Annotated in this window: 25 protein-coding genes and 1 riboswitch; of the genes, 11 read left to right on the forward strand and 14 right to left on the reverse strand. The window is 66.1% G+C overall.

Translation table 11 applies throughout. The features are described 5' to 3' along the window. The first annotated feature begins 36 nt into the window (after window positions 1-36). Window positions 37-510 (forward strand): SRPBCC family protein, encoded by a 474-nt coding sequence (locus tag HN018_RS19985; RefSeq protein ID WP_171833693.1) that lies wholly within the window; start codon window positions 37-39, stop codon window positions 508-510. Between the two features lie 132 nt (window positions 511-642). On the opposite strand, the gene HN018_RS19990 is transcribed toward HN018_RS19985, so the two are convergent. Together HN018_RS19990 and HN018_RS19995 are read right to left on the reverse strand one after the other, a co-directional pair. Continuing rightward, the gene (locus tag HN018_RS19990) at window positions 643-1,812 is read right to left on the reverse strand and encodes a Gfo/Idh/MocA family protein (protein WP_171833694.1); all 1,170 of its coding nucleotides are present in this window, start codon (window positions 1,810-1,812) and stop codon (window positions 643-645) included. A gap of 68 nt (window positions 1,813-1,880) precedes the next feature. Continuing rightward, window positions 1,881-2,798 carry a MurR/RpiR family transcriptional regulator gene (locus HN018_RS19995; protein ID WP_239478846.1) on the reverse strand — a complete coding sequence of 306 codons (918 nt, stop codon included), beginning with the start codon at window positions 2,796-2,798 and terminating at the stop codon, window positions 1,881-1,883. 161 nt (window positions 2,799-2,959) lie between these two features. Between HN018_RS19995 and iolG the strand changes: the two genes are divergently transcribed. Both iolG and HN018_RS20005 read left to right on the forward strand, forming a co-directional pair. Further along, window positions 2,960-3,988 carry an inositol 2-dehydrogenase gene (iolG, locus tag HN018_RS20000; protein WP_171833695.1) on the forward strand — a complete coding sequence of 343 codons (1,029 nt, stop codon included), beginning with the start codon at window positions 2,960-2,962 and terminating at the stop codon, window positions 3,986-3,988. Window positions 3,989-4,071: 83 nt separating this feature from the next. Then, entirely contained in the window at window positions 4,072-5,169 is a 1,098-nt protein-coding gene (locus HN018_RS20005; RefSeq protein ID WP_171833696.1) for an AI-2E family transporter, read from the forward strand. Between the two features lie 133 nt (window positions 5,170-5,302). Here the strand turns inward: HN018_RS20005 and HN018_RS20010 are convergent, their stop codons facing one another. The 5 genes from HN018_RS20010 to ispH form a co-directional block, all read right to left on the reverse strand. Continuing rightward, window positions 5,303-5,665 carry a DUF4440 domain-containing protein gene (locus HN018_RS20010; RefSeq protein WP_171833697.1) on the reverse strand — a complete coding sequence of 121 codons (363 nt, stop codon included), beginning with the start codon at window positions 5,663-5,665 and terminating at the stop codon, window positions 5,303-5,305. A gap of 74 nt (window positions 5,666-5,739) precedes the next feature. Next, the gene (locus HN018_RS20015) at window positions 5,740-7,620 is read right to left on the reverse strand and encodes a putative bifunctional diguanylate cyclase/phosphodiesterase (protein ID WP_171833698.1); all 1,881 of its coding nucleotides are present in this window, start codon (window positions 7,618-7,620) and stop codon (window positions 5,740-5,742) included. Between the two features lie 440 nt (window positions 7,621-8,060). Beyond that, the gene (rnhA, locus tag HN018_RS20020; protein WP_171833699.1) at window positions 8,061-8,555 is read right to left on the reverse strand and encodes a ribonuclease HI; all 495 of its coding nucleotides are present in this window, start codon (window positions 8,553-8,555) and stop codon (window positions 8,061-8,063) included. Beyond that, window positions 8,552-9,523 carry a homoserine kinase gene (locus HN018_RS20025; protein ID WP_171833700.1) on the reverse strand — a complete coding sequence of 324 codons (972 nt, stop codon included), beginning with the start codon at window positions 9,521-9,523 and terminating at the stop codon, window positions 8,552-8,554. Before HN018_RS20025 ends, rnhA begins: the two co-directional genes overlap by 4 nt. A 25-nt stretch (window positions 9,524-9,548) precedes the next feature. Then, on the reverse strand, window positions 9,549-10,568 hold the full coding sequence (gene ispH, locus HN018_RS20030) for a 4-hydroxy-3-methylbut-2-enyl diphosphate reductase (RefSeq protein ID WP_408886731.1): 1,020 nt from the start codon (window positions 10,566-10,568) through the stop codon (window positions 9,549-9,551). A 117-nt stretch (window positions 10,569-10,685) separates the two neighbouring features. On the opposite strand from ispH, the gene HN018_RS20035 reads away from it, so the two are divergent. From HN018_RS20035 to HN018_RS20045, 3 genes are all read left to right on the forward strand, one after another. After that, window positions 10,686-11,291 (forward strand): hypothetical protein, encoded by a 606-nt coding sequence (locus HN018_RS20035; protein ID WP_171833701.1) that lies wholly within the window; start codon window positions 10,686-10,688, stop codon window positions 11,289-11,291. A 42-nt stretch (window positions 11,292-11,333) separates the two neighbouring features. After that, the gene (gcvH, locus tag HN018_RS20040; RefSeq protein ID WP_171833702.1) at window positions 11,334-11,711 is read left to right on the forward strand and encodes a glycine cleavage system protein GcvH; all 378 of its coding nucleotides are present in this window, start codon (window positions 11,334-11,336) and stop codon (window positions 11,709-11,711) included. A gap of 111 nt (window positions 11,712-11,822) precedes the next feature. Then, window positions 11,823-12,053 (forward strand): hypothetical protein, encoded by a 231-nt coding sequence (locus HN018_RS20045; RefSeq protein WP_171833703.1) that lies wholly within the window; start codon window positions 11,823-11,825, stop codon window positions 12,051-12,053. A gap of 112 nt (window positions 12,054-12,165) precedes the next feature. On the opposite strand, the gene HN018_RS20050 is transcribed toward HN018_RS20045, so the two are convergent. After that, window positions 12,166-12,630: a CBS domain-containing protein gene (locus HN018_RS20050; protein WP_171833704.1), complete on the reverse strand. Its 465-nt coding sequence runs from the start codon at window positions 12,628-12,630 to the stop codon at window positions 12,166-12,168. 104 nt (window positions 12,631-12,734) lie between these two features. On the opposite strand from HN018_RS20050, the gene HN018_RS20055 reads away from it, so the two are divergent. From HN018_RS20055 to HN018_RS20065, 3 genes are all read left to right on the forward strand, one after another. Further along, entirely contained in the window at window positions 12,735-13,949 is a 1,215-nt protein-coding gene (locus HN018_RS20055; protein ID WP_171833705.1) for an MFS transporter, read from the forward strand. A gap of 166 nt (window positions 13,950-14,115) precedes the next feature. Continuing rightward, window positions 14,116-16,134, forward strand: a complete 2,019-nt coding sequence (locus tag HN018_RS20060) for an OPT family oligopeptide transporter (protein ID WP_171833706.1) — start codon at window positions 14,116-14,118, stop codon at window positions 16,132-16,134. Window positions 16,135-16,152: 18 nt separating this feature from the next. After that, window positions 16,153-17,178 (forward strand): LLM class flavin-dependent oxidoreductase, encoded by a 1,026-nt coding sequence (locus HN018_RS20065; RefSeq protein WP_171833707.1) that lies wholly within the window; start codon window positions 16,153-16,155, stop codon window positions 17,176-17,178. 13 nt (window positions 17,179-17,191) lie between these two features. Here the strand turns inward: HN018_RS20065 and HN018_RS20070 are convergent, their stop codons facing one another. The 5 genes from HN018_RS20070 to HN018_RS20090 all read right to left on the reverse strand — a co-directional run bounded on the left by HN018_RS20070 (window position 17,192) and on the right by HN018_RS20090 (window position 23,447). Next, window positions 17,192-18,133 (reverse strand): ABC transporter substrate-binding protein, encoded by a 942-nt coding sequence (locus HN018_RS20070; protein WP_171833708.1) that lies wholly within the window; start codon window positions 18,131-18,133, stop codon window positions 17,192-17,194. 8 nt (window positions 18,134-18,141) lie between these two features. Then, window positions 18,142-20,475, reverse strand: coding sequence for a TonB-dependent receptor (locus HN018_RS20075; protein ID WP_239478854.1), 2,334 nt, complete (start codon window positions 20,473-20,475; stop codon window positions 18,142-18,144). Next, a riboswitch (TPP riboswitch) is annotated at window positions 20,462-20,557 on the reverse strand. Its footprint overlaps the gene before it by 14 nt. Before the next feature lie 2 nt (window positions 20,558-20,559). Continuing rightward, window positions 20,560-22,785 (reverse strand): prolyl oligopeptidase family serine peptidase, encoded by a 2,226-nt coding sequence (locus tag HN018_RS20080; RefSeq protein ID WP_171833709.1) that lies wholly within the window; start codon window positions 22,783-22,785, stop codon window positions 20,560-20,562. A gap of 100 nt (window positions 22,786-22,885) precedes the next feature. Next, a complete protein-coding gene (locus tag HN018_RS20085) occupies window positions 22,886-23,074 on the reverse strand; it encodes a hypothetical protein (RefSeq protein WP_171833710.1) in 189 nt (62 codons plus the stop codon). Between the two features lie 82 nt (window positions 23,075-23,156). After that, entirely contained in the window at window positions 23,157-23,447 is a 291-nt protein-coding gene (locus tag HN018_RS20090) for a hypothetical protein (RefSeq protein ID WP_239478855.1), read from the reverse strand. A gap of 178 nt (window positions 23,448-23,625) precedes the next feature. Here HN018_RS20090 and HN018_RS20095 point away from each other — a divergent pair, with 178 nt between their 5' ends. Then, window positions 23,626-24,120 carry a DoxX family protein gene (locus HN018_RS20095; RefSeq protein WP_171833712.1) on the forward strand — a complete coding sequence of 165 codons (495 nt, stop codon included), beginning with the start codon at window positions 23,626-23,628 and terminating at the stop codon, window positions 24,118-24,120. 32 nt (window positions 24,121-24,152) lie between these two features. Continuing rightward, window positions 24,153-24,977, forward strand: a complete 825-nt coding sequence (locus tag HN018_RS20100) for a VOC family protein (protein ID WP_171833713.1) — start codon at window positions 24,153-24,155, stop codon at window positions 24,975-24,977. A 17-nt stretch (window positions 24,978-24,994) separates the two neighbouring features. On the opposite strand, the gene HN018_RS20105 is transcribed toward HN018_RS20100, so the two are convergent. Beyond that, window positions 24,995-25,390: a DUF3574 domain-containing protein gene (locus tag HN018_RS20105; RefSeq protein WP_204259587.1), complete on the reverse strand. Its 396-nt coding sequence runs from the start codon at window positions 25,388-25,390 to the stop codon at window positions 24,995-24,997. Between the last annotated feature and the right edge of the window lie 9 nt (window positions 25,391-25,399).

The raw sequence follows: 25,399 nt of genomic DNA on the forward strand, positions 1-25,399 counted from the left end.
TCGCGCCCGACATCATCCCGACTCCGGAGACCTGCCATGATCTACTCGACCGCCACCGTTCCGGTGAACCCGGAAGGCGAAACCCCGCTGTCCCGAGCGCAGGCCTGGAAGGGCCTGGAGCTCAAGGCGCGCGATGCCCGCCTCTTTCTCCCACCTGGCCTCTGCACCCGTTGCGATGTTGCCGAGGACAGCGCGACCCACCTTGTCCGGGACGCCACGATCGGCGGCGTCGATCTGCGTGAGATCATCACCCTTGAACCCGGCAGCAAGGTCACCTTCTTTCAGGCGACCGGCCCGCGCGAAGGCGCGATCATCAACGAGCTGTTCGAGGATGAAGCAGGCGGGCTCCATCTGAAATTCTACTGCTACCTCGGCTTGCGCGGCAAAGAGCCGAACGGCCGCGCCGAGCAGGCCGAGCAGACCCAGTTCGACAGCGACAATGGCTACAAGGCCGCTCTCCTGTCGACGTTGAAGCGCACCCGCGAGCTGGTTGCCGACGGCAAGCTCTGACGACCTGCGCGGAAGTCCGGTCGGGTGCCGGATGGCGGGCGGCCCGGTTGGGACAAACGCCCGCTCCCGCACTTACCCTGGCCGCAGCCGAAGGTCGCCGATCCACCGGTGTCCGCCATCCGCGGGCAAGCATCATTGCGAGCGGCTGGACAGGGCACCGTCGATCTCGCTCAGCGCGACCCAGCGCTGCCGTTGCGACGATAGCCGGACCGCCTCCATCACCCGGGTGATCATCAGCGCATCGCCGAAGTCGGCGTCGCTGGGCGCCTTGCCCGCCACCGCATCGAGCAGGCGACGCACCTCGATCGTCTTGAGGTCGTTGAAGCCGATCTGATGGCCGGGTGCCGGGCAGAATGCCGCGTAGTCGCCATGCGCGGGCCCTGCATTGATCGTGGTGAAGCCCTTGCGGCCGGTCGGCTGGCCGGTCTTGTAGAAGCGCAGCTCGTTGAACCGCTCCTGGGTGAAGGACAGCGCCCCCCGGGTGCCGCTGATCTCGAAGGCAAGCTGCATGTCCCGGCCGCTGGCGAGCCAGCTCGCGCTGATGCTGGCCGTGAACGGCCTGCCGGCGAACCGGACCAGCATGTTGGCCTGGTCATCGACCCCGACGGCGCGTCGGCTGCCGTCCGGCAACGGCCGCTCGCCGTGGATGGTGTCCAGCCGGCCGCACACGCTCTCCACCTCGCCGAGCAGGCTGCGCGCCATCGACAGGATGTGGCTGCCGATATCCGCCAGCGCTCCGCCCGCCTGTTCCGGCTCGCAACGCCAGGAGAACTGCGCCTCGGGGTCGGCCATGAAATCCTCGGCATGGATGCCGCGAAAGCCGGTGATCTCGCCGATCTCCCCGGACCGCACGATCTCGCGCGCGGTATCGATGATCGGGTTCTTCAGGTAGTTGAAACCGACCATGGTGACGATGCCGGCGGCCTTCGCAGCACCTTCCATCGCGATCGCGTCCGCCAGCGTGGTCGCCAGCGGCTTCTCGCAATAGACGTGCTTGCCGGCCTCGATCGCCGCCAGCGCGATCGGCGCGTGCAGCCGGTTCGGGGTCGTGATGGCGACCAGGTCGATGGCCGGGTCACGTACAAGCTCGGTCCAGTCCCCGGTCGCCCTGGCGAAGCCGAACGACGTCGCCGCCTCGATCGCCCGCTGTTCGGGTGTGTCGGCCAGGATCTCGAGCCTCGGCTGCACCGCCAGCGGAAACACGCCGCCGACATTCCGGAAGGCCAGGGCATGAGCCCTGCCCATGAAGCCGCTGCCGATCAGTCCGATCCCGATGCCACGACCTCGTTCGATCACCTGCATGACCCAATCCCTCTCGACGTTATTCGCCAAGCCCTAGGACATTCCAATCACCCTTTGAAGTGGAAATTCTATTCCTTTTCGTCATTGTCCGATGCGAGGTGCACCCGCCGCTCGCCCAGCGCCACCGCCAGCGTGGTCGCCAGCACGAAGGTGGCGGACAGCGAGCGGAACCCGGCATGGTCGGTCTCGGCCACTTCCAGCCAGGTTTCCGCAAGCTGGGTCAGCGGCGAGAACGGGCTGTCGGTGATGGCCACCACCCGGGCGCCACGCCGCGCCGCCGCGGACGACAGGTCGAGCGTTTCCGCGGCATACGGGGTGAAGCTGACAGCCAGCACGACGTCCGTGCGATCGAGCAGCTCGATCTGCCGGTGGCCCAGGCCGCCGGCATTGTCGATCAGCTCGCAGCGGATGCCGAGCTTGCGCAGTGCGTAGGCGAGATAGAGCGCCACCGGGTAGACCCGGCGGTTACCGACCAGGCTGATCGAGCGCGCCTCGGACAGCAGCTGGACGGCCCGTTCCAGCGCCTGCCGGTCGACCGTCTGTTCCAGATGATCGAGCGACACCTGGGCGGCATGCACGAAGCCGTGCAGCAACGAGACCGGGTCGGCGCCGTGCGACTGCTCGCCGGAAGCCAGCGTTTCCAGCCTTTCCCGATAGTCCGGCCAGCGCTGCCGCGCATGCGCCCTGAACACCGCCTGCAGATCCGAGAACCCGGAATAGCCGAGGGTCTGGGCAAACCGCACCAGGGTGGATGGCTGGACGCCGGCTTGTGCCGCGAGGTCGGTGACACGGCCGAAGGCGATCTCCTGCGGGTGATCCACGGCGAAGTCGGCAACCTGCACCAGCCGCTTCGGCAGCATGTCCCGCCGGGCCACGATCAGGGCGCGCAGACTTTTGAAATCGCGCGGAATATCGGCTCCGGCGTCGGTACCGGCTCCCAGATCCTCCGGCCGGCCGGGAGGCGGCTCCTGCTCGTTATCCATCATGCGGCATCGTTGACAAAGCTCCGAGGCGAACGGAATGTAATTTCCAGTGATAGACCAACTAACCGGGTCTGTTCCATCCCGACATGCTGCCCAGCATGCCAGAACGGGTTGCGGCTGGCGACGCCGCACCAGAATCGTTTCCCGACCCCAAGGACATCGTCATGGTTCGCTTCACTGTTCTCGGCTGCGGCCGTATCGGCCGGATGCATGCTGCCAACCTGGCCCGCCACCCGGGCGTCGAGCTGGTTTCCGTGTTCGACATCATGGACGAGGCGGCCAATGCCACCGCCCAGGCCCTCGGCGTCCGCCGCGCGGCCTCCACCGCCGAGGCACTGTCCGATCCCAAGGTCGATGCCGTGCTGATCGCCACCCCGACCGCGACGCATGTCCCGCTGATCATCGAGGCTGCCCGCGCCGGCAAGGCGATCCTGTGCGAGAAGCCGATCGACCTGGACATCGAGCGGGTGCTGCAATGCCGGGACGAGATCGCCGGGTTCGATCCGATCGTCATGATCGGGTTCAACCGCCGCTTCGATCCGACGTTCGCGGCACTGCGCCGTCGCGTCGAGGCGGGCGAGATCGGCAGGGTCGAGCAGGTGGTGATCAGCAGCCGCGATCCGGCACCGCCGCCGCTCTCCTACATCAGGGGCTCGGGCGGCCTGTTCCACGACATGATGATCCACGATTTCGACATGGCGCGCTCCCTGGTCGGCGACATCGTCGAGGTGTCCGCGCTCGGCGCGGTGCTGGTGGATCCCGGGATCGGCGAAGCCGGCGACATAGACGCCGCCATGGTAACGCTGCGGGCCGCCTCCGGGGCGCTGGTCCATATCAACAACAGCCGCCGCTGCGCCTATGGCTACGACCAGCGGCTGGAGGTGTTCGGCGAGAAGGGCATGCTGCTGGCCGGCAACCAGCGCGAGACCACGGTCGAGGCGCATCTCGCCGACCGTACCGCCTGCCGCGACCCGATCCTGCACTTCTTCATCCAGCGCTACACCGACGCCTATGCCGCCGAGATCTCGCACTTCGTCACCGCCGTGGAGACGCATACCAGGCCGACACCCGGCTTTTCCGACGGTCTCGAGGCCCTGCGTCTTGCCGACGCGGCTGCGACCAGCCACAGCACCGGCCGCAGCGTCCGCCTCGACCAGGTGGCCGGCGAAGCTCTCGACAGCATGATGCGTTGACGAGCGGCACGCCGGATCTCGACCGTAACGGAATGCCGCTTCTTCCAACGCCGTTGCGAGACGGTCACGAGAAAGACCACTCGATGAATATCCCGCTGCCATCATACCCTGCGGATGAAGACGCACGATCCGAACCACGGGCCGTCACCCAGTCCAAGATCTATGGCCTGCTCCGGCTGACCCTGGCTGCGACCGTGGTGATCCTCGCGGTCTGGCTGCTCAAGGACGTGCTGACGGTGGTGTTCGCCTCGGCACTGTTCGCGGTGATTCTGCACGGGATCGCCAAGCTGCTGCAGCGCTTCACCCGGATGCCGTTCTGGCTGTCGCTGACCATCGTCATACTCGGCCTGGCTGGTCTGCTGGTCGGCTTCGTGCTGCTGGTCGGCCCGGGTCTCGGCGATCAGGTGGTCAAGCTGAAGCAGGCGCTGATAGAGCAGTCGCATGGGATCCACGACCGTCTCGATCGCACCCAATGGGGCCAACTCGCGCTGCAGCAAGTGCCGAGTTCCATGGGCGGCGACAAGGAGGGAGGCGGAAGCCCGGGCGTACCGTCCGGCCTGGCGGGCTCGGTCGCCGGTTTCCTGGGCTCGCTGTTCGGCCTGTTCGGCACCATCGTCGTGGTCATCATCGCCGGCCTCTATTTGGCGGCGGCACCGGCAACCTACGTGAACGGCGCACTGCGCCTGGTCGCGGAGAAGCATCGCCCGAAGGCCAAGGAACTGTGCCTTGCCGCCGGCTCGGCACTCTGGTCATGGAGCGCCGGCCAGGCGCTCGATATGCTGGTGGTCGGCATCCTGTCCGGCGTCGGGCTCTGGATCATCGGCGTGCCGCTGGCACTGGCACTCGGCGTACTGGCCGGGCTGTTCAACTTCGTGCCGTATATCGGTGCGATCATCGGCGCGATCCCGGCGATCGTCATCGCCTTCTCGCTTGGTGCCACCACCGGCATCGAGACGACGATCCTGTACTTGGTCATCCAGGGCTTCGAGGGAAACGTAATGGCGCCCCTGATCCAGAACCGCGCCGTGCATCTGCCGCCCGGCCTGACCATCCTGTCCCAGACCGCGTTCGGGTCGATCCTCGGCATTCCCGGGTTGATCTTCGCGACCCCGCTGACGGCCGCGATCCTGGCGGTCATGACGAAGGCAACCAAGCCGCTGGATCAGAACGACCACGTCTGACCGATGGTAACTGACTGCAGTGAGGGCAGAAGTGCCGGGGACGATCAAAACTTCGTCCCCGGCTTTTCTGCTGACGTCCCTGCTGCCCAGGAACGCGTAGGCCCGGCGCCAGCGACTGCTGAAGGCCTTTAGTTCAGGGGCTGGCGAGCAGCGGCGGTGTCTGCTGGTGCTGTACGACCCGCCATTCCTCGTGAGCCAGCCGGCGATAGGTCGAGGTGCAGTGCGCCTCGTACGGCGTGACTCCGTCGCGTTCCGCGCGTGCCTTGTAGGCGATGACGATCATCCCCTCCTGCGGGCGTGCCACCTGGCGTTCGGACAGTTCCACCTTCGACCAGCGCGGGGTCGCCGAGACGGCCTCGATCGCCTGCTGGCCGCTCATCACGAATGGCGGTGCCGGCAACACCATCAGGCACTCGTCGTCGATCGACGCGCGATAATGCTCGGCATCACCCACCCACAGGCTTTCCTCGAAGCTCCAGACCCGTCCATCGTCCATCGTCATGCATCCCTGGTTACGCGATGCTATCGCCACACGGGACGGATCGTTTTCACAGGCTCGCGAAAGCGTTTTCAGTGGGCGATGGCAACCGGGACGAGAACAGGTGGTGCCATCCGCAGATTCGCCGGAAGGCTGGCCATCTGGGTGAACATCCCCGGGGCAGGTTCCGGTCTTCCCAGGAGGTAGCCCTGCACCTCGCTGCAGCCGCAGGCGCGCACGAACTCCAGCTGTTCCGGCGTCTCGACGCACTCGGCGGTGGTCGGAATCCCCAACTGGCGAGCCAGTTCCACCGTGGCATGGATGACCGCCGCACAGTCGCGCCGGTGCAACGCTTCCTTCACGAAGGAGCCGTCGATCTTGATGCGGTCGAAGACGAAGGAGCAGAGGTTGGACAGGGACGAGAACCCGGTCCCGAAATCATCGAGCACCACCTCGATGCCGAGTTCGCGCAGCTGGCGCATGGTGTGGCTGGTCGTCCCCTCCTGGCCGAGCATCGCGGTTTCGGTGATCTCGATCGCCAGCCGTGCCGGTGACAAGCCGGCCTGATCGAGCGCCTGGACCACCACCGAGGTCAGCCGCTCGCTGCGCAACTGGAACGGCGAAACGTTCACCGCGACCTTGACGTTGTCGGCCCAGGTGGCCGCGTCAGCACACGCCTGGCGCAGCACCCATTCGCCCAGGGGAACGATCAGCCCGCTCGCCTCTGCCATCGGGATGAAGCTACCGGGACTCACCAGCCCGCGTTTGGGGTGATTCCAGCGCACGAGTGCTTCCCGGTCGGTCACCTTGCCATCGGAGAGCCTAACGATCGGCTGGTAGTAGAGCTGAAGCTGGTTCTCGCCCTCGCCCAGGGCCTTGGCCAGTTCGCTGCGGAATTGAATGAGGTCGTCCTCTCCCGCATGCAGGAGCGGGTCATACACCAGCACGCGCGCTCTGCCCGACGCCTTGACCGCATACAGGGCCCGGTCCGCAGCGGCGAGCAATGCATCGGCATTGTCGCCGTGCTCGGGAAACAGCGAGATGCCGATGCTGGCGTCGAGGCGCACGTCCGGCGCATTGCGGAGGATGTGCGGGATCCTGATGGACGCAGCCAGCGCCTCCGCCAGACGCAGCGCTTCGTCACGCTCCCCCTGTGGCAGGATGATCAGGAACTCGTCGCCACCCAGGCGCGCGACGGACCGGGCTGCCCTCCCCTCGACAGGCATGCAGACCTCCAGCAGGCGTCGTCCGGTCTCGACCAGCACAACGTCGCCGGCCGCATGGCCGAGCGTGTCGTTGATCGCCTTGAAGCCGTCCAGGTCGATCCAGATCAACGCGAAAATCGAATCGGGAGGGGCATCGACCAGCAATGCCTGGAGTTCCTCGTTGACCCGGACCCGGTTGGACAAGCCGGTCAGCATGTCGCGACGCGCCAGCTCGGCGTTCTTCTGCTGGGCATCCAGCATCGAGACGAGGTCCCGGCCGGATCGCCAGCAGACGCTGCCCAGCCCGATGACGACGAAGGGCGCCTGGAGCAACAGGACCTTGATCCAGAGCTCCGGTGCGAGGGCCGCCCCGAGAGAGGTGAAACCGATCCCGATGGCCAGTTGCGTCACCGCCAGGCGAGGCGTACTCGAGTTGCGGGCACTCAGGCCGGATACGGTGGACACGACGCAGGCGACCGAAAGCAGTTGCAGGGCCGGAACGCCGCTCATGTTGCAGATGAGGGCGCCACAGCCGAGTTCGATCGCCCAGACGATGCTCCCGACCGCCATCCAGCCGGCCGACACGCTGCGGCCAAGCCGCACCGATCGCCGTGCCATGAAGATGATCCCAAGGCGCCAGGCCAGAATGGTGAAGCCCGCGGTGGCCCAGGCGATAAAGACCGCGGTGCCCTGGAGAATGATCGCGATGGCCGCCACGATCAGCTCGCTGACCGCTGCCCCGACAAACGACGAAGTCCGCGTGAACATGATCTGGATAAGCCAGGATTGCTTTTCCGGGTCCTCGACACCAGGAAATGCAATAAGCCAGCGAAGCGCGCGCGTTTGAGGAAGAGTGTACTGGAAACTCACGGCTTTCTATCGACGCTCCACGGTCTTCCCAAGTATTGGTCGATGCTTCACCAGAACGACCTTACCCCGGCGGTAGTCTACGATCCGCACGAGAGGGGATCGCTGTAGGCGGTAGTCGAGAATTTCATGCGATTGTCATTCGGTGCGGTCGTTTAATAACCGTTCCGAATTCTGGGCCTGCGCGAATCGATGTCGGGCAGGTGCCCGGCACGATTCATAACGCGGGGACTACTTCGCACAGATTCGTAGATTTCGCGAACGTATCGAGCTGTCGCCGAAGCCCGATATGGTTTCGGAACGTAATCGGCGCTGACCGTCGATGGGGAATGCAGCCGTCGTCAGTCGGTTTCGACTGCGATCCTGGCGGCGGTCGCGATCTTGTCGACGCGTTCGTTATTGATGTCACCGGCATGGCCACGCACCCAGTGCCAGCTCACCTCGTGACGCTTGGCCGCGTCCAGCACGCGTCGCCACAGATCCATGTTCTTGACCGGGTCGCCGGAAGCGTTGCGCCAGTTGCGCCGTACCCAGCCGGTACTCCAGCGGGTGACGCCGTTGCGCACGTATTCGCTGTCGGTGTGCACGGCGATCCGGCACGGCCTGGTCAGCGCCTCGAGCGCTTCGGCGGCAGCGGTAAGCTCCATGCGGTTGTTGGTGGTCACCTTTTCCCCACCGGACAATTCGCGCTCATGACCGCGAAAGCACAGCAACACCGCCCAGCCGCCCGGACCCGGGTTGGGCCGGCAGCCGCCATCGGTCCAGACGGTGACGTCCGGCTTTGCGGAGTCGGCATTCACCGTCTCCAATTCGGTCTCGAGGGCGGATGACGTCATAGACCAAGTGCCTCGGGGGTGGCGGCGGCGAGATGAAAGCGCAGCCGGCGCAGGTATTCCAGCGGATCCTTGCGGGTCACCATGGCACCGGGCGGGGTGTTTACCCAGTCGTACAGGCGGGTCAGCAGGAAGCGGATCGCAGCCCCCTGCGCCAGCACCGGCAAGGCCGCGCGTTCGGCCGCGTCGAGTGGACGAATGCTTGCATACCCGGCCAAGAGCAGCTTGGCCTTGGTCACGTTGAACTCCATGCCGGGCTCGAAGCACCAGGCGTTCAGGCAGACGCCGAGATCGTAGGCGAGCAGATCGGTGCAGGCGAAATAGAAGTCGATCAGGCCGGACAATGTGCGGCTCCCGCCGGTCTCAAGGAAGAAGACGTTGTCCGGGAAAAGGTCGGCATGGATCTGCCCGCGCGGCAGATCCGATGGCCAGGCCGGCAGGATGCTGTCGAGCGCCCGGTCCAGCTCCGCGACCAAGCCCGGCTGAACCACGTCGCCCGTGCTGCGACAGCTCTCCAGCAATGGCCGCCAGGCAGCGGGACCGAGAGCGTTCGGGCGCTCGTGCCCGTAGTCGGCGCCGGCGAGATGCAGCGTTGCCAGTGCCACGCCGAGCAGCCGGCAATGCTCGGGCCGCACCCGTCTCGGCCAGACCCCGGACAGGAAGGACGTAATCGCCGCCGGCCGTCCGGCCAACATGCGCAAAGCTTCGCCGTCATGGCCGGCGACCGGCTGCGGACACGTCACCCCGCGCTGGGCGAGATGACGCATCAGCCCCAGGAACCAGGGCAGCTCACGCGGATCAACGCGCTTTTCGTAGAGGGTCAGGATGTAGTCGCCGGTGCCGGTCCGCAGCGAGAAATTGCTGTTCTCGACGCCTTCCGCGATGCCCCGGAACGCCACCAGTTCACCAAGCGCGTAATCGGTCAGGAACGAGGCGAGCGCCTCGTCCGACACGTCCGTATAGACCGCCATCAGCCTGCCGATGAACCCGCTGGAGTCAGCCGAGCGGCGCCGGCAGCTTGAAGATCACGTCCTCCAGCTTCACCGTCCGCTCCTCGATCTCGAGCTGGTAGCGGCGGCCGAGTGCGGTGACCATTTCCTGCACGAGCGCTTCGGGGGCCGATGCACCGGCGGTGATGCCCAGCGTGTTGACGCCGTCCAGCACCGACCAGTCCAGGTCGCGCAGACGCGGCACCAGCAGTGCGCGCGGGGCGCCGGACCGTTCGGCGACTTCGCGCAGCCGCTGCGAGTTCGACGAGTTCGGGCTGCCGATCACGATCACCAGATCGCAGCCGGGTGCGATCGCCTTGACTGCTTCCTGCCGGTTCGTCGTCGCGTAGCAGATGTCCTCGCGCTTCGGTCCCTCGATCAGCGGGAACCGCTCGCGCAGGATCGCCACGATCTCGGCGGTATCGTCGACCGACAGGGTAGTCTGGGTGATGAAGGCGAGCCGGTTCGGGTCAGCCGGCAGTACGCGACGCGCCTCGCCGGCATCGTTGACCAGTGTTACGGCACCGATCGGCAGCTGGCCCATCGTTCCGACCACTTCGGGATGCCCGGCATGGCCGATCATCAGGATATGGCGGCTCTCGGGCCCACCCTCGGCATAATGGCGCTCGGCCTCGCGATGGACCTTGCTGACCAGCGGGCAGGTCGCATCGAGATAGAGCAGGTTGCGGCGCTCGGCCTCGGCCGGGACCGTCTTCGGCACGCCATGCGCGGAGAACACCACCTGGCCGTCCGCCGGAACCTCGTCCAGTTCCTCGACGAAAATGGCGCCCTTGGCCTCGAGCTCCTCGACGACGGTCCGGTTATGGACGATCTCGTGGCGCACATAGACCGGTGCGCCATAGCGGCGCAGCGCCTCCTCGACGACGCGGATCGCGCGGTCGACACCGGCGCAGAAGCCGCGTGGCCCGGCCAGCAGCACCTTGAGCCGCGGCAGTGTATTCGTCTGATTGACGTCCCGAACAACGCTCTGGTTCGAGATCACCTGATCAATCATCTGGTCCGGCATCTTGTTCCCCAAACCTGCATCGCACTCTATATGGCGAGCTAGCCGTCCGGACGCCAGTCCGGGGCGTCGCCATCAATGCCGCCCTGCCTTACAGGGGAGGCTGGTCGAAAGTCGAGAATGAACGTGCTGCTGCAGATACGGACGCCCCGGCCGCCCAGCGCCCGCCGGACTCTTTTCCTCCGCCTGGCCCGCACCATGGCCCCTCTGGTCGCGATCGGACCGGCGCTGGTGCTGGTCGGATGCGGCGTGCAGGACCCGAACACGTTCGCACCCGCCTGTGCCCAGGTCGGCATCCTGGCGGCGGCTGCGGACTATAGCGACTATGGCGGCTCGGACGGTTCGCCCGACCTCAGCCGACTGGTCAGCCAGGGTAGCGTCACCGCGGTCACCGGCCATTGCAGCAGTGCCGACGAGGGAACCACCCTGCACACCGTGGTCCAGCTCCAGCTCGCCATCACGCGCGGACCGGTCGGCAGCAGCCGCACGGTGCCGGTGCCGTACTTCATCGCGGTCACCCAGGCCGGTACGATCATCAGCAAGCAGGAGCTGAGCGCGCTGGCGCAGTTCCCGGACAATGGCGACAGGGTGCTGGTCAAGACCGACGCGACGGTGCTGAATTTCCCGGTCACGCGCGCCAAGCCGGGCAACTCCTACAAGATCGAAGTCGGTTTCCAGCTCACAGCACAGCAACTCGACTACAACCGCAGCCATCTTCCGCGTTAAGCCCGCTCAGAGACAGCCGCACATCCGACAGGAGACCAGCAGATGGCCGAGATGCGCTACACCAAGGAACATGAGTGGGTTCGCCTGGAAGAGGATGGAACCGTCACGGTCGGCATCACCGATCATGCCCAGGAGGCGCTCGGCGACATCGTGTTCGTCGAGCTGCCCGAGAGCGGGCGTGTGCTCGCCGAGGGCGAGAGCTGCGCTGTGGTCGAGAGCGTGAAGGCGGCCTCGGACATCTATGCGCCGATGGCCGGCACCGTGCTCGACATGAACGAGCTGCTCACCGAAGACCCGTCCCTGGTCAATCGCGACCCGGAGGACGAGGCCTGGTTCTTCCGTCTGGACCCCACCAACCCGGATGCGCTGCAGGCGCTGATGGACGAGGAAGCATACCAGACCTACGTCGACACCCTCTGATCCGATGAAATAACGGACAGGTGATCGAAGGACATGGTTTCGCCACAGGATTGCCCGGGAACTGCCCCGACTGAATCGTCTCCTCATGTATGGATCAAGGAGGTCCAGCACATGCGCAAGATGATGACTGCACTGGCTCTCGCCGGCGGTCTGGCCGTTTCCACCGCCAGCCTGGCATCCGCGGCAAGCGTTCCCATGGTGGCTGCGGCAGTCGCGCCGACGCCACTGGTCGACGTTCAGTATTACCGCGGCGGCTATCGCGAAGGTCCGCGCCATCGCTATTGGCGTCATGAGAGATGGCGCCGTCACCATCGCTGGCATGACGGCCGTGGATATCGTTGAGGCGCCGGGGCTTTCGTGATGTGACCGGTGTTCGAGAGGAGGCGGCGATGAGTTATATCGTCGGCGCCTTTTTCTTGAACACAGCCACCGCCCGCACGAGCTGCGGCTCTCGTCAGTGGGCCGCCCCAACATAAGCCATCATGCCGTCGGCCTCGCTCGACTGCTCCTCGAGCCGGGCTTTCACGACGTCGCCGAGGCTGATCATTCCGACCAGGGTATCGTTCTCGGTGACCGGCAGGTGGCGCACGCGTCGCTGGGTCATGAGGATAGCCGCGTCTTCCAGCGAGGCGGACACGGCAATCGTATAGCGGGCCTCGGTCATGATCTGCGAAACGCTCATGTCCAGCACGTCACCTGCAAAACTGCTCGTCCCCATCGCTCGAATGACGTCCCGTTCGCTGACGATGCCCAGGATGTCCTGCAGCTGCGTGTTGGAGGGAATGGCCGCGGGGTCTACCACCAGGACGGCACCGATCCGGTGCCTGCCGAGTAATGCGACGACCTCGCTCACGTGAGCCATGGGCTCGATGCGCACGATGGCACGCCCCTTTTTGGCCAGGATGGCTGCAATCGTCATGATGTCCTCCTGTCGTTCCCAGAACCTGTCACACCGGGATCTGTGTCCCGCTTGCAATCACAAACATCTTTGCGAGCAGCCACGTCTACTCGCAGTCTCGTGATGTGACTGAAATCTCTTTCGTGACGGCGGTCGACCAGTCCTCGCGCGACGAGCCGCAGTGGCGACGCAACCTGTATGTCTGCGTGTTCGGCGCCTTCACGACGGTGCTGGCGATGACCCTGCTGCTGCCGTTCCTGCCGCTCTATGTCGAGCAGCTCGGCGTGCACGGCCATGCGGCGATCGTGCAGTGGTCGGGCATCGCATTCGGCGCGACGTTTCTGGCGGCGGGACTGGCGGCACCCGTCTGGGGACGGTTCGCCGATCGCTACGGACGCAAGCTGATCCTGGTCCGTGCCAGCCTCGGCATGGCGGTCTGCATGTCGCTGCTCGGCACGGTGCAGACGATCTGGCAACTGGTGGCGCTCAGGCTGCTGGCCGGGCTGCTCGGCGGCTATGCGTCCGGTGCCGTGGTGCTGGTGGCGACACAGACACCGAAGGCCCGCACGACCTGGGCGCTCGGGCTGCTGTCGTCGGGCGTGATGGCGGGTAGCCTGGTCGGTCCGCTGGTCGGCGGTGCGCTGCCGCCACTGATCGGCGTGCGCGCCACCTTCTTCCTGGCGGGCGGGCTGATCTTCATCGCGTTCCTGGCGACTGCCCTGATGGTGCGCGAAACCCACCGGCCGGTCCGGACCATGGCCGGGACACAAGGCGCTTGGTCACTGATCGAGAACCAGCGGTCGGTGCTGGTGATGCTGCTGACCGGCGCGCTGGTCACGCTCGCCACCATGTCGATCGAGCCGATCGTCACGATCTATGTGGCACAACTCATGCCGTCCGGAGCCGCGGTGACGATGATGTCCGGCGCGATCATGTCGGCCGGGGCGCTCGGCAGCGTCGTTGCGGCGCCGCGCATGGGCCGGCTTGCAGACCGGATCGGGCAGAGGAAAGTCGTGGTCGGCGGCCTGATCGCGAGCGGGCTGCTGCTGTTGCCGCAGGCTGCCGTCGGCAACGCCTGGGAGTTGCTGGGCTTGCGGTTCCTGATGGGGATCGCGCTGGCCGGACTGATCCCGGCGATCACCAGCATGATCCGGCATGCGGTGCCGGCTCGGGTGGCGGGCCAGATCCTGGCCCTGAACACCTCCGCCCAATATGTCGGGTTCGTCGCCGGTCCGCTGCTCGGAGGCTTCGTGGGCGCACACCTTGGCATGCGGCCGGTATTCCTGGCGACGAGTGCGGTGATGCTGGCAGGCGCCATCCTGGCCTCACGGCGGTGGTAAAGCGGCTGCCCGGGGCGTGGCACCTAATCGAAGCTAGCCGCGATCGCCGTTTCCACCCCCCGGACCCTGTCACGATGGTCGTACTCCCGAGCCGACCCTTGCCTCCGCAGCCCTTTTGCAACAATCCGGTCCCGGTGGGCGATCGCCCTGATGCCGGGAGCCATAGATGCCGATCCGTGAACTGACCATACGCGGGCTTGTGCTCGGCGCCCTGCTCACCGTCATCTTTACCGCCTCGAACATCTATCTGGGCCTCAAGATCGGGCTGACCTTCGCCTCCTCGATCCCGGCCGCGGTCATCTCGATGGCGGTGTTGCGGTTGCTGGATCGCCAGCGGGCCGGCGGAAGCGGCATTCTCGAGAACAACATGGTGCAGACCCAGGCATCCGCCGCGGGCACGCTGTCCTCGATCATCTTCGTGCTGCCCGGCCTGTTGATGATCGGCTACTGGCAGGGCTTCCCGTTCTGGCCGGTGGTGGCGATCTGCGGTGCCGGCGGCATGCTGGGCGTGTTGTTCACCATTCCACTCAGGCGCGCACTCGTCACCGGCAGCACCCTCCCCTATCCGGAAGGAACCGCCGCGGCCGAAGTCCTGCGTGCCGGGTCCGGCGGCGCGGACGGGCTCGGTGGGGAAAGCGGCCTGAAGGCCCTGGTGACCGGAAGCCTGGTGTCGGCCGGGTTCAGCCTGCTGAGCGGTGGCTTCAGGCTGCTGGGCGACAGCGCCAGCGTGACCTTCGCGGTGGGCAGCTCGATCTTCCGGCTCTCGACCGGCTTCTCGCTGGCGCTGGTGGGCGCCGGCTACCTGGTCGGCATCGGCGGGGGCCTGGCGATGCTGCTCGGCGCGGTGCTGAGCTGGGGGGTCGCGGTGCCGGTGCTGACCGCGATCACGCCGCATCCGGCGGGGGTATCGCTGGCGGCGTTCGCCACCGGGATCTGGTCGCACAAGGTCCGGCTGATCGGCGCCGGCACGATCGCGATCGCCGCGGTGTGGACGCTGCTGACCCTGGTCGGCCCTGTCACCGCCGGGCTTCGGGCAGCCTTCAAGGCCAGCGCACGCGGTCCGGCCACGGCCGCGACCGAAGACCAGACCGACCGGGACCTGTCGCCACGGGTGATCATGCTGCTGGGGTCGGCGCTGCTGCTGTGCCTGTTGGCCACGTTTGCCGCCTTCCTGTGGCATGGCGCCGCCGGCCTGGGCGCTTCGGCTGGCAGCATCGTCGGCATCGCCATCGTCTGCGTGGTGTTCTGCACGCTGTTCGGCTTCCTGGTGGCGGCGGCCTGCGGCTACATGGCAGGCATCGTCGGCTCATCCTCCAGCCCGATCTCGGGCATCGCGATCGTGGCGGTGCTGCTGGTGTCGCTGGTGCTGCTCGGTCTGGACATGGCAGGCCTGTTGCCGGCGGCATTCGACGCCAACGGCCGGATGCTGGCGATCGGCAGCGTGCTGTTCGTGACCGCCGCGGTGCTGGCGGCGGCGACGATCTCCAACGACAACCTGCAAGACCTCAAGACCGGGCAGCTGGTCGGCGCCACCCCCTGGCGGCAGCAGGTGGCCTTGCTGGTCGGCTGCGTGGTGGGTGCGATGGTGATCCCGCCGGTGCTGAACCTGCTCTACAACGCCTACGGTTTCACCGGCGCCCTGCCGCGGCCGGACATGGACCCGGCCCGGGCCCTCGCCGCCCCGCAGGCACTACTGCTGTCGACGCTGGCGCGCGGCATCTTCCTGCACCAGCTCGACTGGACGATGGTCCTGATCGGCGTGGCGCTGGGTGCGGTGCTGGTTGTCGTGGATGCGATCATGCGCCGCCGGGGCCAGGCCTTGCCGGTGCTCGCGGTCGGCATCGGCCTATACCTGCCGCCGACGGTGTCGGTCACGCTGGTGATCGGCGCGTTGCTGTCCTGGGCAATCGGCCGTGTGCTGGCGAAGCGCGAGGGTCCGTTGGCAACGGCGCACGCCGATCCCATGTTGGATGCGAAGAGGCGGCGTGGCGTCATGCTGGCATCCGGCTTCATCGTCGGTGAGAGCCTGATGGGCGTGGCGATAGCCGCCCTCATAGGCGGCACCGGCCGCGAAGACGTGCTGGCCCTGGTGGGACCAGGGTTTGCCAGCGCCTCGGAATGGCTCGGGGCGGCAGCGTTCGTCGTGGTCTGTGCCGGTTTTGTCCGGATGATCCTGCGCCGCTAGCAAAGGAAGATTTATCGCATGATTCCGTTTTCCGTCCTCGACCTGTCCCCGATCATCGAGGGGAGCGACGCCTCCGGCGCGTTCCGCAACACCCTCGACCTGGCACGGCATGCGGAAGGTCTCGGCTTCACGCGATACTGGCTGGCCGAGCATCACAACATGCCGGGCATAGCCAGCGCCGCGACGTCGGTGGTGATCGGGCATGTCGCAGCGGGGACTCGCACGATCCGGGTCGGCTCCGGCGGGATCATGCTGCCGAACCATTCGCCGCTGGTGATCGCCGAGCAGTTCGGCACGCTGGCCGCCCTGCATCCGGGACGGATCGACCTCGGGCTCGGCCGTGCTCCCGGGACCGACCAGCGCACCATGCGCGCGCTGCGTCGCGATCCGATGAGCGCCGACAGCTTCCCGCGCGACGTGGTCGAGCTGCAATCATATTTCCGGCCGGTACAGCCGGGCCAGGCGATCCAGGCGGTGCCGGGCGGTGGGCTCGACGTGCCGATCTGGCTGCTGGGATCGAGCCTGTTCAGCGCGCAGCTAGCGGCGATGCTCGGGCTGCCCTTCGCCTTCGCCTCGCATTTCGCACCGGAGCAGATGATGGATGCGATCCAGATCTATCGCAGCCGGTTCGAGCCGTCCGAAGCACTCAGGCGGCCGCACGTGATGCTGGGCGTGAACGTGTTCGCCGCCGAGACCGACGACGAGGCCGCGTTGATCTCCACGTCGGCCAAGCAGCAGTTGCTGGAACTGCGGCAAGGAACGCCGGGCAAGCTGAAGCCGCCGACCCACGATCTGGTCGAGGCGAAAGGGTCCGCGGCCGAGAGCCAGGTGCAGCGCGCGTTGTCGAGCTCGATCGTCGGTGGACCGGAGAAGATCAGGCAGCGTTTGGCCGCCTTCATCGCGCAGACCGGCGCCGACGAGCTGATGATCGCCGGACAGATCTTCGACCACACTGCACGGCTGCGGTCGTTCGGGATCGTGGCGGAAGCCCATGCCGCATTGGGCGCCATGGAGACGGCGTCGGTGGCGGCGACCGCGGCCTGACGCCAACCGCACCTCACGGCTGGATGGCGAAGCTCCCGACCGGTTCCGTGTGGGCAAGGCTTCCCTGGGTCACCATGAACTGCTCGAACGCCGCATAGCGGGACTGGTCGAGCAGCGCAGGGTTCTTGGCCAGCCGTGGCAGGCCGGCCAACCAGGCGGCATGGTTCAGCGTCGTGTCGAGTTCGGGCCGCTCCTTGATGAAGGCCTGCCACATCTCGTCCGGATGGTTGAGCAGCGTATTGGTGCCTTCCTGGAGTGCGGCCAGGAAACGCTTGATCCGTGGATCATGCATGTCGTCCTGGCGCGCCAGCAGGATCAACTCGTCATACAGCGGCACGCCGTGCTCTTCGGGAAAGAAGCCGACCGGCTTGAGGCCGCGCTGCCGCAGGTCGATCATCTCGTAGTTGCGCATGCCCCCGATGATGGCGTCCACGCGATGCGACATCAGCGCCTGCTCGAGCTGGAAATTGACCTCGGTGACGGTGACATCCGTCAGCTTGAGACCGACCGTCGCCAGCATCGCCTTCAGCAGCGTCTCGTCGGTGGCGCCAACAGAGGCGCCGATCCGCTTTCCCTTCAGGTCGGCGAGGCTTTTGACCGGTCCGTCGCCGAGCACGATCAGCGTGTTCAGCGGGGTGTCCTCCAAAGTCCCGACACGCACCAGCTTGAGCCCGGCCGCATCGAGCAGAGGCAGCTCCGGCTGGTAGCTGACGCAAAGATCGGCCTGGTGCGCCGCCAGCAGGCGCGGCGGCGAGGACGGATCGGTCGGCACGATGAACTGCACGTCGAGGTTCTGCCGCGCATACGCACCACTGTATTTTGCGGCAAACAGGGCCTCATGGTTCGCGTTCACGAACCAGTCTAGGATGATGCTCAAATGGTCGGCGGCGCATGCGGGTGCGCTCCAGACCAGCGCCAGAACCATTGCCAGGACAGAATGTTTCACGTGGAACATCGTTCTTCTCAGAATGCGGATGCGACGGTGAACAGAGCGGCGAACCCCGGCCCCAGATAATAGGTCGCCGGCGATCCGGCGATGACGGTGCCGTACCGTCCGACGACGTCACGCGCATTGGTGGTCGGGCTGGCGATACCGGACAGCACGTTGGTGTCGGTGACGTTGATCAGGTTGAGCCGGAACTCCGGATGCTTTGCAGGTCCAAGCGTCGGCAGCCTGATCCCGAGCGTGATATCGCCCTGGGTGTGGTCGGCGATCTTCTCGTCGTCCATGAAGCTTGCATATTGCGGGCCGACATATTTCATCGCGGCGCTGCCGAACACGATGCCGTCGTCGTAGGTGATGCCGAGTGCGCCCTGCCAGGCCGGGCTGCGGACAGCAACATGTCCCCTGGTCGGCAACAGGTCGCCATCGACGGACAGGTCGTTGTCGATCGTCGCGCGCAGATACTCACCTGACACGTATGGGCTGAGATGGTGCCACGGACGCAGGCCGAGTTCGGCATCGACACCACGCGATGTCTGGCCACCGGCATTGATGCTCGATCCGGTCAGTACGCCGTTCAGGTCGATCACCGTGGCGATCTGCCGGTTGGTGAAGTTGTAGTTGAACGCGGTGATACTGCCGATCAGCCAGTCACCGCTGCGCCGGTAGCCGATCTCCTCGCTGATCGAATACTCGTCGCGCAATCCGGTGGCGGCCCGGTTCAGCAATGCACCCGAACCCGGATCGAAACTGTCGAACAGCGTCGTTGCCGACGGTGTCCGGAAGTTGGTCGACACGCTGGCGAACAGCTGGTTTCGATGGTCGATCTGGAAGCGCATCCCGGCCCGGGGCAGCGGCTCTGCGCTGTTCACACCGGTGCGATAGGTGGCCCCAGGGATTGCGTTCCAGCCCTGCCGGGCCACCATCACCTCCTTGAAACCAAGTTCGATCGACAGCCGGTGATCCAGGAGCGAGATCGTATCGCCGATGAACAGCGCGTTCACCTGCGCGATGCTGTGGGTGTTCTGCGCGAGCAGTTGCCGCCCGTCGCCCAGGGTGATCGTGCTGCGCGACGAATTGAGCCAGATGTCCGACGGCGATCCGTCGGTGCCGAGCAGGCTGAATGGCGCCGGCTCGCGATCGTCGGAATAATCATACCAGGCGCCGGCCATGATCGTGTGGTTGCCCCAGACCCAGGTCAGTTTCGGCACCAGACCGGCCCGGTCGCTCGCCTGCTGGTAGTTGCCGACGACCGTCACCTGGCCGTTCTGGGCACCACGTGCGGGCAGCGTATCCGGCAGGGCTTCGTTGCCCTGGTACAGCCCGGTCGTCGGCAGCGTGGTGCCGCCTGGCGTGTTGCCGTAGCCGTATTGCGCATAGGGCGTGACATCGAAGCTCAGCGATCCGGTCACGCGAACATGCGTCGGTGCCGCGATATAGAACAACCGGTACGGCTGCTGATACAGGCGCCAGTAGTTGGTATCGCCCGGCGTATAGGTGCCGTCGTAATTATCCGGTCCCGAGCGGCCGTAGGTTTTCCAGTCGCCCTGGGTCGGCTGCTTGTATCCACTGGTCACCGCATCGTTCCAGGTGCCGATCAGCGAAACCCGGCTGTCGTCGCTCCAGTCGCGCACGAACTTGAAGTCGATATGCTGGCGCTTGTCCCGGCCGGAACCGCGCCAGTTGTCGGCGGCCGAATGCGAGTACGAGACGAAGCCGCGCAGCCCACTGTGCCCGAGTTCGCCGGTGTCGATCCGGACGAACTCCTTGCTTGTGTGATACGAGCCGTACGATCCTTCCACCAATCCGCCCGCCTGTTTCGCCGGGTCCCGGAAGGCCAGCGACAGCAATCCCCCGGCGGCGTTGATCACCGGCGTATCGAGGTCGCCGGTGCCCTGCGACAGGCTGATCCGGTCGAGGTTCTCGGTATCGGCGAACTGGCCGGGATAGCCGGTGTAGTAGGCGATGTCGTTGAGCGGCATGCCTTCGAGCAGGTAGCCGATCTCGTCGCTGCCGAGACCGCGCAGGCTCAGATCGTTTCCGGCCGAGAGCCCGAGCGGATCGGACGTCGCCACGTTGGCGCCGGGCAGCAGCGACACGAGCTGGAACGCGTTCTCGGTCGGCGCCTGCCGGCGCAGGAAGTCCGACGATACGGTGCTGGTCGATTTCACCGCTGTTTCAGCCCGGATCAGCCCGCCGCCGGGCTGGCCGCCGACCGGACCGTTCGCCGTATCGACCGCGGCATGCCCGGTCACGGTGATGGTTTCCTGCGAGCGGGCCGGTCCGGCAATGGTCCCGGCCAGGAGCGACCCGCCCAGGGCCAGGACGCGAGTACGGATGTGGTGCATCGACATGCCTCCCTTCGCTGGAATGACCCAGATCAGGTTCGACGGGTTTGATCTCAGCCCACGTTGGTGGGCACCCCGGTCATGCGGCTGTCACTCTTCCCTTGCGGGGCTCACGTCAAGTCGCTTCGCGGGCTGGTAGCCGGCCTCGCCGAACTGCCAGAGCAGGAAAGCGAACTCGTCGGCGGTCTCGTCGTCGCGCTGCTTGCGGGTGGAGCCGATGCCATGCCCGGCATCGAACTCGACCCGGAACAGCACGGGACGGCGGCTCGACGTGTCCGCCTGCAGCCGCGCGGTCATCTTCGCCGGGATCCACACCGTCACGCGCGGATCGTCGGCACCGCCGGTCAGCAGTACCGCGGGGTAGGCCGTCCCCTTGGTCACGTGGTTGTAGGCATCCATTGCCAGCATCGACGGAAACTGCGCCCGGTCCGTGGCCGAGCCGAACTCGGGAATATTGGCCGGGCCACCGGCGGTGTACTGCTCGCGCAGGGTGTTGGTGGCACCGACCCGGATCAGCGCCGCGCGGAACAGGTCCGGCCGCTGGGTGATGGCGCCGCCGATCAGGATGCCGCCGGCACTGGTGCCCTCGCCGCCGAGATGCCCCTTGTCGGTGTAGCCCTGGGCGATCAGCGCTTCGCCGGCGGCGATGAAGTCGTGGATCGTGTTCTGCTTGGTGGCGATCTTGCCGGCGTCGTGCCAGGCCTGCCCACCCTCGCCGCCGCCGCGCACGTGCGCCACCGCATACACCCCGCCACGATCGAGCCAGGGCAGGAAGGTGGGCGAGAAAGCCGGGTCGTAGGAGATGCCGTACGAGCCGTAACCGACCAGGTAAGTCGGACGCTTGCCGTCGTGGGGCAGGCCCTTCCTGGTGATGATCGAGAGCGGGATCTTCGTGCCGTCGGACGCCGTGGCGCTGGTCTCGATTGATTCGTAGCCGGACAGGTCGCGCGGGAAGCCGGGCAGGATGTGCGTGTCGGACACCGTCCCGGTTGCTGCGTCGTAGCGCAGCCACTGATGCGGCCTGACCCACGATTCCAGGCTGACGATCGCGCCGGGACGCTCGGGGTCGGTCACCAGGCCACCTGCCCCCTCATCGCCCGGTGCGATCGTGCCGGCGAACGGCAGCTTGATCGTCTGCGGCTGCCTGGCGCCTTCGCCGAGGCGGTGCAGGCTAAACACGGCGCCGTCTCGGCTTGCGAAATACAGCCCGTCCTTGGCCGCGGAAATCCCGGTCAGCACGCCGTCCGCCTCGGGCACAACGATCTTTGCCCGGGCGAAATTCGGGTTGGCGAGACTGGTTTCCACGACCTTGAAACGCGAGGCGTCCTTGTGCGTCAGCAGATCGATCCGGTCGCCGCGCACCGCGATCCCGATCACCCCATCGGACTGCAGCGCGACCTGCTTCCAGCCCGGATGGCCGGCCAGCAGTTCGGCCAGCGGCGCGGTGTAGAGCGTCACCTCCGGCGATACCCCGTCCGAGATGCTGGCCAGCGCATAGCCCGAGCCCGGGATGACGATGATGGCCGGAAACACTGCCGCCGCCTTGAACGGGAACGGCAGCCGGTCGGAGTCCAGCACCGAGACATCCTGTGCCGGATCGTCGCCGAGCACATGCCGGTAGACCTGCATGTGCGCATATTGCTGGTCGGCCTTGCCACCCGTCGCCGGGACCGGCAGCCGCGCAAAGAAGAAGCTCTTGCCGTCCGGCGCCCAGGACACGCCGGCGAATTGTGCGCGGTCGATCGTGTCGGGACGAAGCGTTTTCGTGGCTGTATCGATCACGTGCAGCGTGCTGTTCTCGGAGCCGCCGAGCGAGATCCCGTATGCAACCAGGGTGCCGTCCTGCGACGGCTGGAACTGGTCGATCTCGGCATGCTTGCCGTCGCGCCCCAACGCCGACGGGTCGACCAGCAGCGTCTCGTGCCCCGCCTGGTCGGACACATAGAGGCGGTCGATCTGCGCACCGGCATCGCGCTTCAGGTAGAAGAGCCGGCCACCGGCCAACTCGACCGTGTGGACCCGCGCCGCCAGCCCGCTGACCTCGCCGATCTCCCTGGCCAGCGCATCCCGTCCGGGAATGCGGGACAATACGCGGCGTGCATGATCGTCCTGTCCGTGCAGATACGCCATGAAGCGCGGCTTCGGTTCGCTTTCCATCCAGCGATAGGGATCGGTGATCATGGTGCCGAAATAATCGTCGGTCACAGGCTTTACCGGCGCCACCGGCGGGTAGTCGGCCGCCATGAGCGGGACCACGATGACAAGCGAAGCGGCGGCTCCGAACGTGATGATCTGGACCGCACGAACGAGTCGCATGCAATGGCTCCCGGGTCTGAAACGACCAGGAACCCTGTCGACCGGCTTATCCGAGGTCAAGCAGTGCCGAAGCCCACGCAGCAGGCGGCGGCCGATGCAGTCAGACGACGTGCTTGCTGATCATCCGGTGGAGCGCGCTGCCATCTTCGGCGGCAAGTGCCGTTCCGACACACGACATGAGTTCCTCGCAGACCCGCAGAGCTTCACCCGGCGTCATCTCGATCAGCGGCATGTTCAGCCGCATGAATACGGCACCCGGTGCTGCTGTCAGTGTAAGGCGCTGCGACATGATGGAACTGCACGCTCCCAAGCTTTATCGCGTTACTTTAACGTTAATCTGCGCCGGATAGCAAGCACTCCGATACGGATTGTCAACGGATTTGTCTGAGGCCATCCAGCCTGACCAGGCCCTCCTGGCTGGTGAATGCGAGTGTCTGTCCCTGGCTGTCCTGCTGCGACACGCCGCTGATGCGATGATCCCCGGTATCGTAGGTATCGAGCGTCCCGTTCAGCTCGATCAGCAGGCGCCGTATGCCGGGAAAGAAGGCGTAGCGCAGGTCGTTCTGCGATCCGCTCGACGACGGCTCACCCAGGTCGGCCGGCCACCAGGGCTTCGGCCCAGCCATCGGTTTCATTGGCTCCATCGGCTCCATGCGCTTCATCGGCTCCATCCACCGGCTCCCTGATCAGTGCGTGCCGTCGGGAGCGGGGTCGCTTCACGGCAGGCTGGCCGGCCAACGCAAAGGCGATCGGCTTGTTCCGGGAAACCTGCCAATGTCGGGTGCGCTGAGACGGACGACCGCGCCGCGCGCCGTTGAACCGAAGGGGAACTTCCTGCCCATGACCGGCCTCAGTTTTATCGTCGTGCTCGTCGTCCGCTACCTGTTGGTGATGCTGTTCTTTCCGTTCAGCGCACTCGACAAGATCTTCAACTTCAAGGGCGCGGTTGCGCAGGCACAACAGGTCGTTCCGGCTCGCAGTGCCGCCACGCTCATGCTGATGACCGGCCTGCTGGTCGAGATCATCATGCCGATCTGCATCCTGACCGGATATGCCGACCGCCTCGCCGCCCTCATCATGGCCGGCTACTGCATGATGACCGCCATCCTGTTCAAGCAGTTCTGGGCCACCGGCGACTTCTGGGCAGGCAGCGACAGCAAGGGCCGCGGCCTGTTCTGGGACTTCCTGAAAAACTTCTCCCTGGCCGGCGGTTTCCTGCTGATCACCCTTGGCAGCCTGACGCTGTCGAGCTTCCTGCATGATCCGCTTTCATCGACCCACCCGTATTCGTCGGCCGCCTATGGGCCGGTCGCGGGCGCCTATAGCGCGCCGTAGGCATTCGAAGATCCGTCTGGGCGAGGCATCCAATGACCATGAAAACAGTCGATCGCATCGCGCGATTCAGCCTCACGGTTGCCAATACCGGACAGATGGCGCGCTTTTATGTCGAGGCGCTCGGCTTCATGCCCGGCAAGACCGTGCGGGCGACCGCAGCCCCATACGGCGTGGACGGGCAGGCAACGATCCGGCGTTTGCGGCTTGGCCAGCAGGAGATCGAGCTGGTCGGCTTTGACGAGACCGGCGCGTTCTACCCGGAGGACAGCACCAGTCACGATAGCTGGTTCCAGCACCTGGCGCTGGTGACGACCGACATGGCGGCCGCCTATGCCCGCCTGTCCGCCAATACCGACTGGCGGGCGATTACCACGCGAGGGGGCACCACGGGCGGTGGACCGGTGACGTTGCCGCATGCATCGGGCGGCGTCACCGCGTTCAAGTTCCGGGATCCGGAAGGCCATCCGCTCGAACTGCTCGAGCTTCCGCCAGGCTCCGGCACCTCCGAAGCCGGCATCGATCACTCGGCGATCGTCGTCGCGCATGCGGAGCAGGCCATCGCCTTTTATGAAGCGTTGGGCCTCAAGGTCAGCAGCCGATCGGCCAACCAGGGGCCGGAGCAGGAAGCCCTCGACGCTGCACCGGACGTGCGGGTCGATGTCACCGGGCTGTCACCGCCGCAGGCCAGCCCGCATATCGAACTGCTGTCCTATCGGACGCCCGCCATACGACCGGGAATGGTCGGGCCGGCCGACATCGCCTGCACCCGTAGCGTGTTGATCCCGTCGGATCCCGGTGGCGCGGGACAGATGCTGATCGACCCCGACGGGCACAGGATAATGCTGGTCCTGGACTGATCTGCCGGACCGGCCGCTCAGAACGAGATATCGGCCGGCTCGGTGACACGAAGCACCGAGAGGTCGCCGGTGCGCCGCTTCCAGGCAGTTCGGATCGCCTCGATCTTCGCCCGGTTCTGCGTGGTATCCGGATAGTCGATGACCAGCATCTTCGAATGCAGCCGCTCCGGCGCGGCCTCGTGCGGACCCTGCCACTGGCCATAGACGTCCAGCACGCTCAGACCGTCCGGAAACCGTGACGTCACCTCGCGGTCGAGGAACGAGCGCCAGCTCGCCTCGCTGACGCCGGCCCCCGGCTGGTCCGCGGGGCCGAGCCCGAAATAGAGCCTGGTATCGACCCAGTTCGCGGTACGCCCGGGATGCGCCGGGTCAGGCGGCCGGGCAACGCAGCCGCACAGCAGCAAGACGACCATCGTGGAACA

This window comes from Lichenicola cladoniae, from assembly GCF_013201075.1.
GTDB lineage: Bacteria > Pseudomonadota > Alphaproteobacteria > Acetobacterales > Acetobacteraceae > Lichenicola > Lichenicola cladoniae.

Coding starts and splice junctions, on each gene's coding strand:
- ispH (WP_408886731.1), bottom strand. CDS start 10,568: ATGCCGGACCAGATGATTGATCAGGTGATCTCGAACCAGAGCGTTGTT.
- HN018_RS20035 (WP_171833701.1), top strand. CDS start 10,686: ATGAACGTGCTGCTGCAGATACGGACGCCCCGGCCGCCCAGCGCCCGC.
- HN018_RS20075 (WP_239478854.1), bottom strand. CDS start 20,475: ATGTCGATGCACCACATCCGTACTCGCGTCCTGGCCCTGGGCGGGTCG.
- iolG (WP_171833695.1), top strand. CDS start 2,960: ATGGTTCGCTTCACTGTTCTCGGCTGCGGCCGTATCGGCCGGATGCAT.
- rnhA (WP_171833699.1), bottom strand. CDS start 8,555: ATGACGTCATCCGCCCTCGAGACCGAATTGGAGACGGTGAATGCCGAC.
- gcvH (WP_171833702.1), top strand. CDS start 11,334: ATGGCCGAGATGCGCTACACCAAGGAACATGAGTGGGTTCGCCTGGAA.
- HN018_RS20100 (WP_171833713.1), top strand. CDS start 24,153: ATGACCATGAAAACAGTCGATCGCATCGCGCGATTCAGCCTCACGGTT.
- HN018_RS20050 (WP_171833704.1), bottom strand. CDS start 12,630: ATGACGATTGCAGCCATCCTGGCCAAAAAGGGGCGTGCCATCGTGCGC.
- HN018_RS20015 (WP_171833698.1), bottom strand. CDS start 7,620: ATGTTCACGCGGACTTCGTCGTTTGTCGGGGCAGCGGTCAGCGAGCTG.
- HN018_RS19985 (WP_171833693.1), top strand. CDS start 37: ATGATCTACTCGACCGCCACCGTTCCGGTGAACCCGGAAGGCGAAACC.
- HN018_RS20065 (WP_171833707.1), top strand. CDS start 16,153: ATGATTCCGTTTTCCGTCCTCGACCTGTCCCCGATCATCGAGGGGAGC.
- HN018_RS20060 (WP_171833706.1), top strand. CDS start 14,116: ATGCCGATCCGTGAACTGACCATACGCGGGCTTGTGCTCGGCGCCCTG.
- HN018_RS19990 (WP_171833694.1), bottom strand. CDS start 1,812: ATGCAGGTGATCGAACGAGGTCGTGGCATCGGGATCGGACTGATCGGC.
- HN018_RS20070 (WP_171833708.1), bottom strand. CDS start 18,133: ATGTTCCACGTGAAACATTCTGTCCTGGCAATGGTTCTGGCGCTGGTC.
- HN018_RS19995 (WP_239478846.1), bottom strand. CDS start 2,798: ATGATGGATAACGAGCAGGAGCCGCCTCCCGGCCGGCCGGAGGATCTG.
- HN018_RS20095 (WP_171833712.1), top strand. CDS start 23,626: ATGACCGGCCTCAGTTTTATCGTCGTGCTCGTCGTCCGCTACCTGTTG.
- HN018_RS20010 (WP_171833697.1), bottom strand. CDS start 5,665: ATGGACGATGGACGGGTCTGGAGCTTCGAGGAAAGCCTGTGGGTGGGT.
- HN018_RS20090 (WP_239478855.1), bottom strand. CDS start 23,447: ATGAAGCGCATGGAGCCGATGGAGCCAATGAAACCGATGGCTGGGCCG.
- HN018_RS20085 (WP_171833710.1), bottom strand. CDS start 23,074: ATGTCGCAGCGCCTTACACTGACAGCAGCACCGGGTGCCGTATTCATG.
- HN018_RS20045 (WP_171833703.1), top strand. CDS start 11,823: ATGCGCAAGATGATGACTGCACTGGCTCTCGCCGGCGGTCTGGCCGTT.
- HN018_RS20005 (WP_171833696.1), top strand. CDS start 4,072: ATGAATATCCCGCTGCCATCATACCCTGCGGATGAAGACGCACGATCC.
- HN018_RS20025 (WP_171833700.1), bottom strand. CDS start 9,523: ATGGCGGTCTATACGGACGTGTCGGACGAGGCGCTCGCCTCGTTCCTG.
- HN018_RS20080 (WP_171833709.1), bottom strand. CDS start 22,785: ATGCGACTCGTTCGTGCGGTCCAGATCATCACGTTCGGAGCCGCCGCT.
- HN018_RS20105 (WP_204259587.1), bottom strand. CDS start 25,390: ATGGTCGTCTTGCTGCTGTGCGGCTGCGTTGCCCGGCCGCCTGACCCG.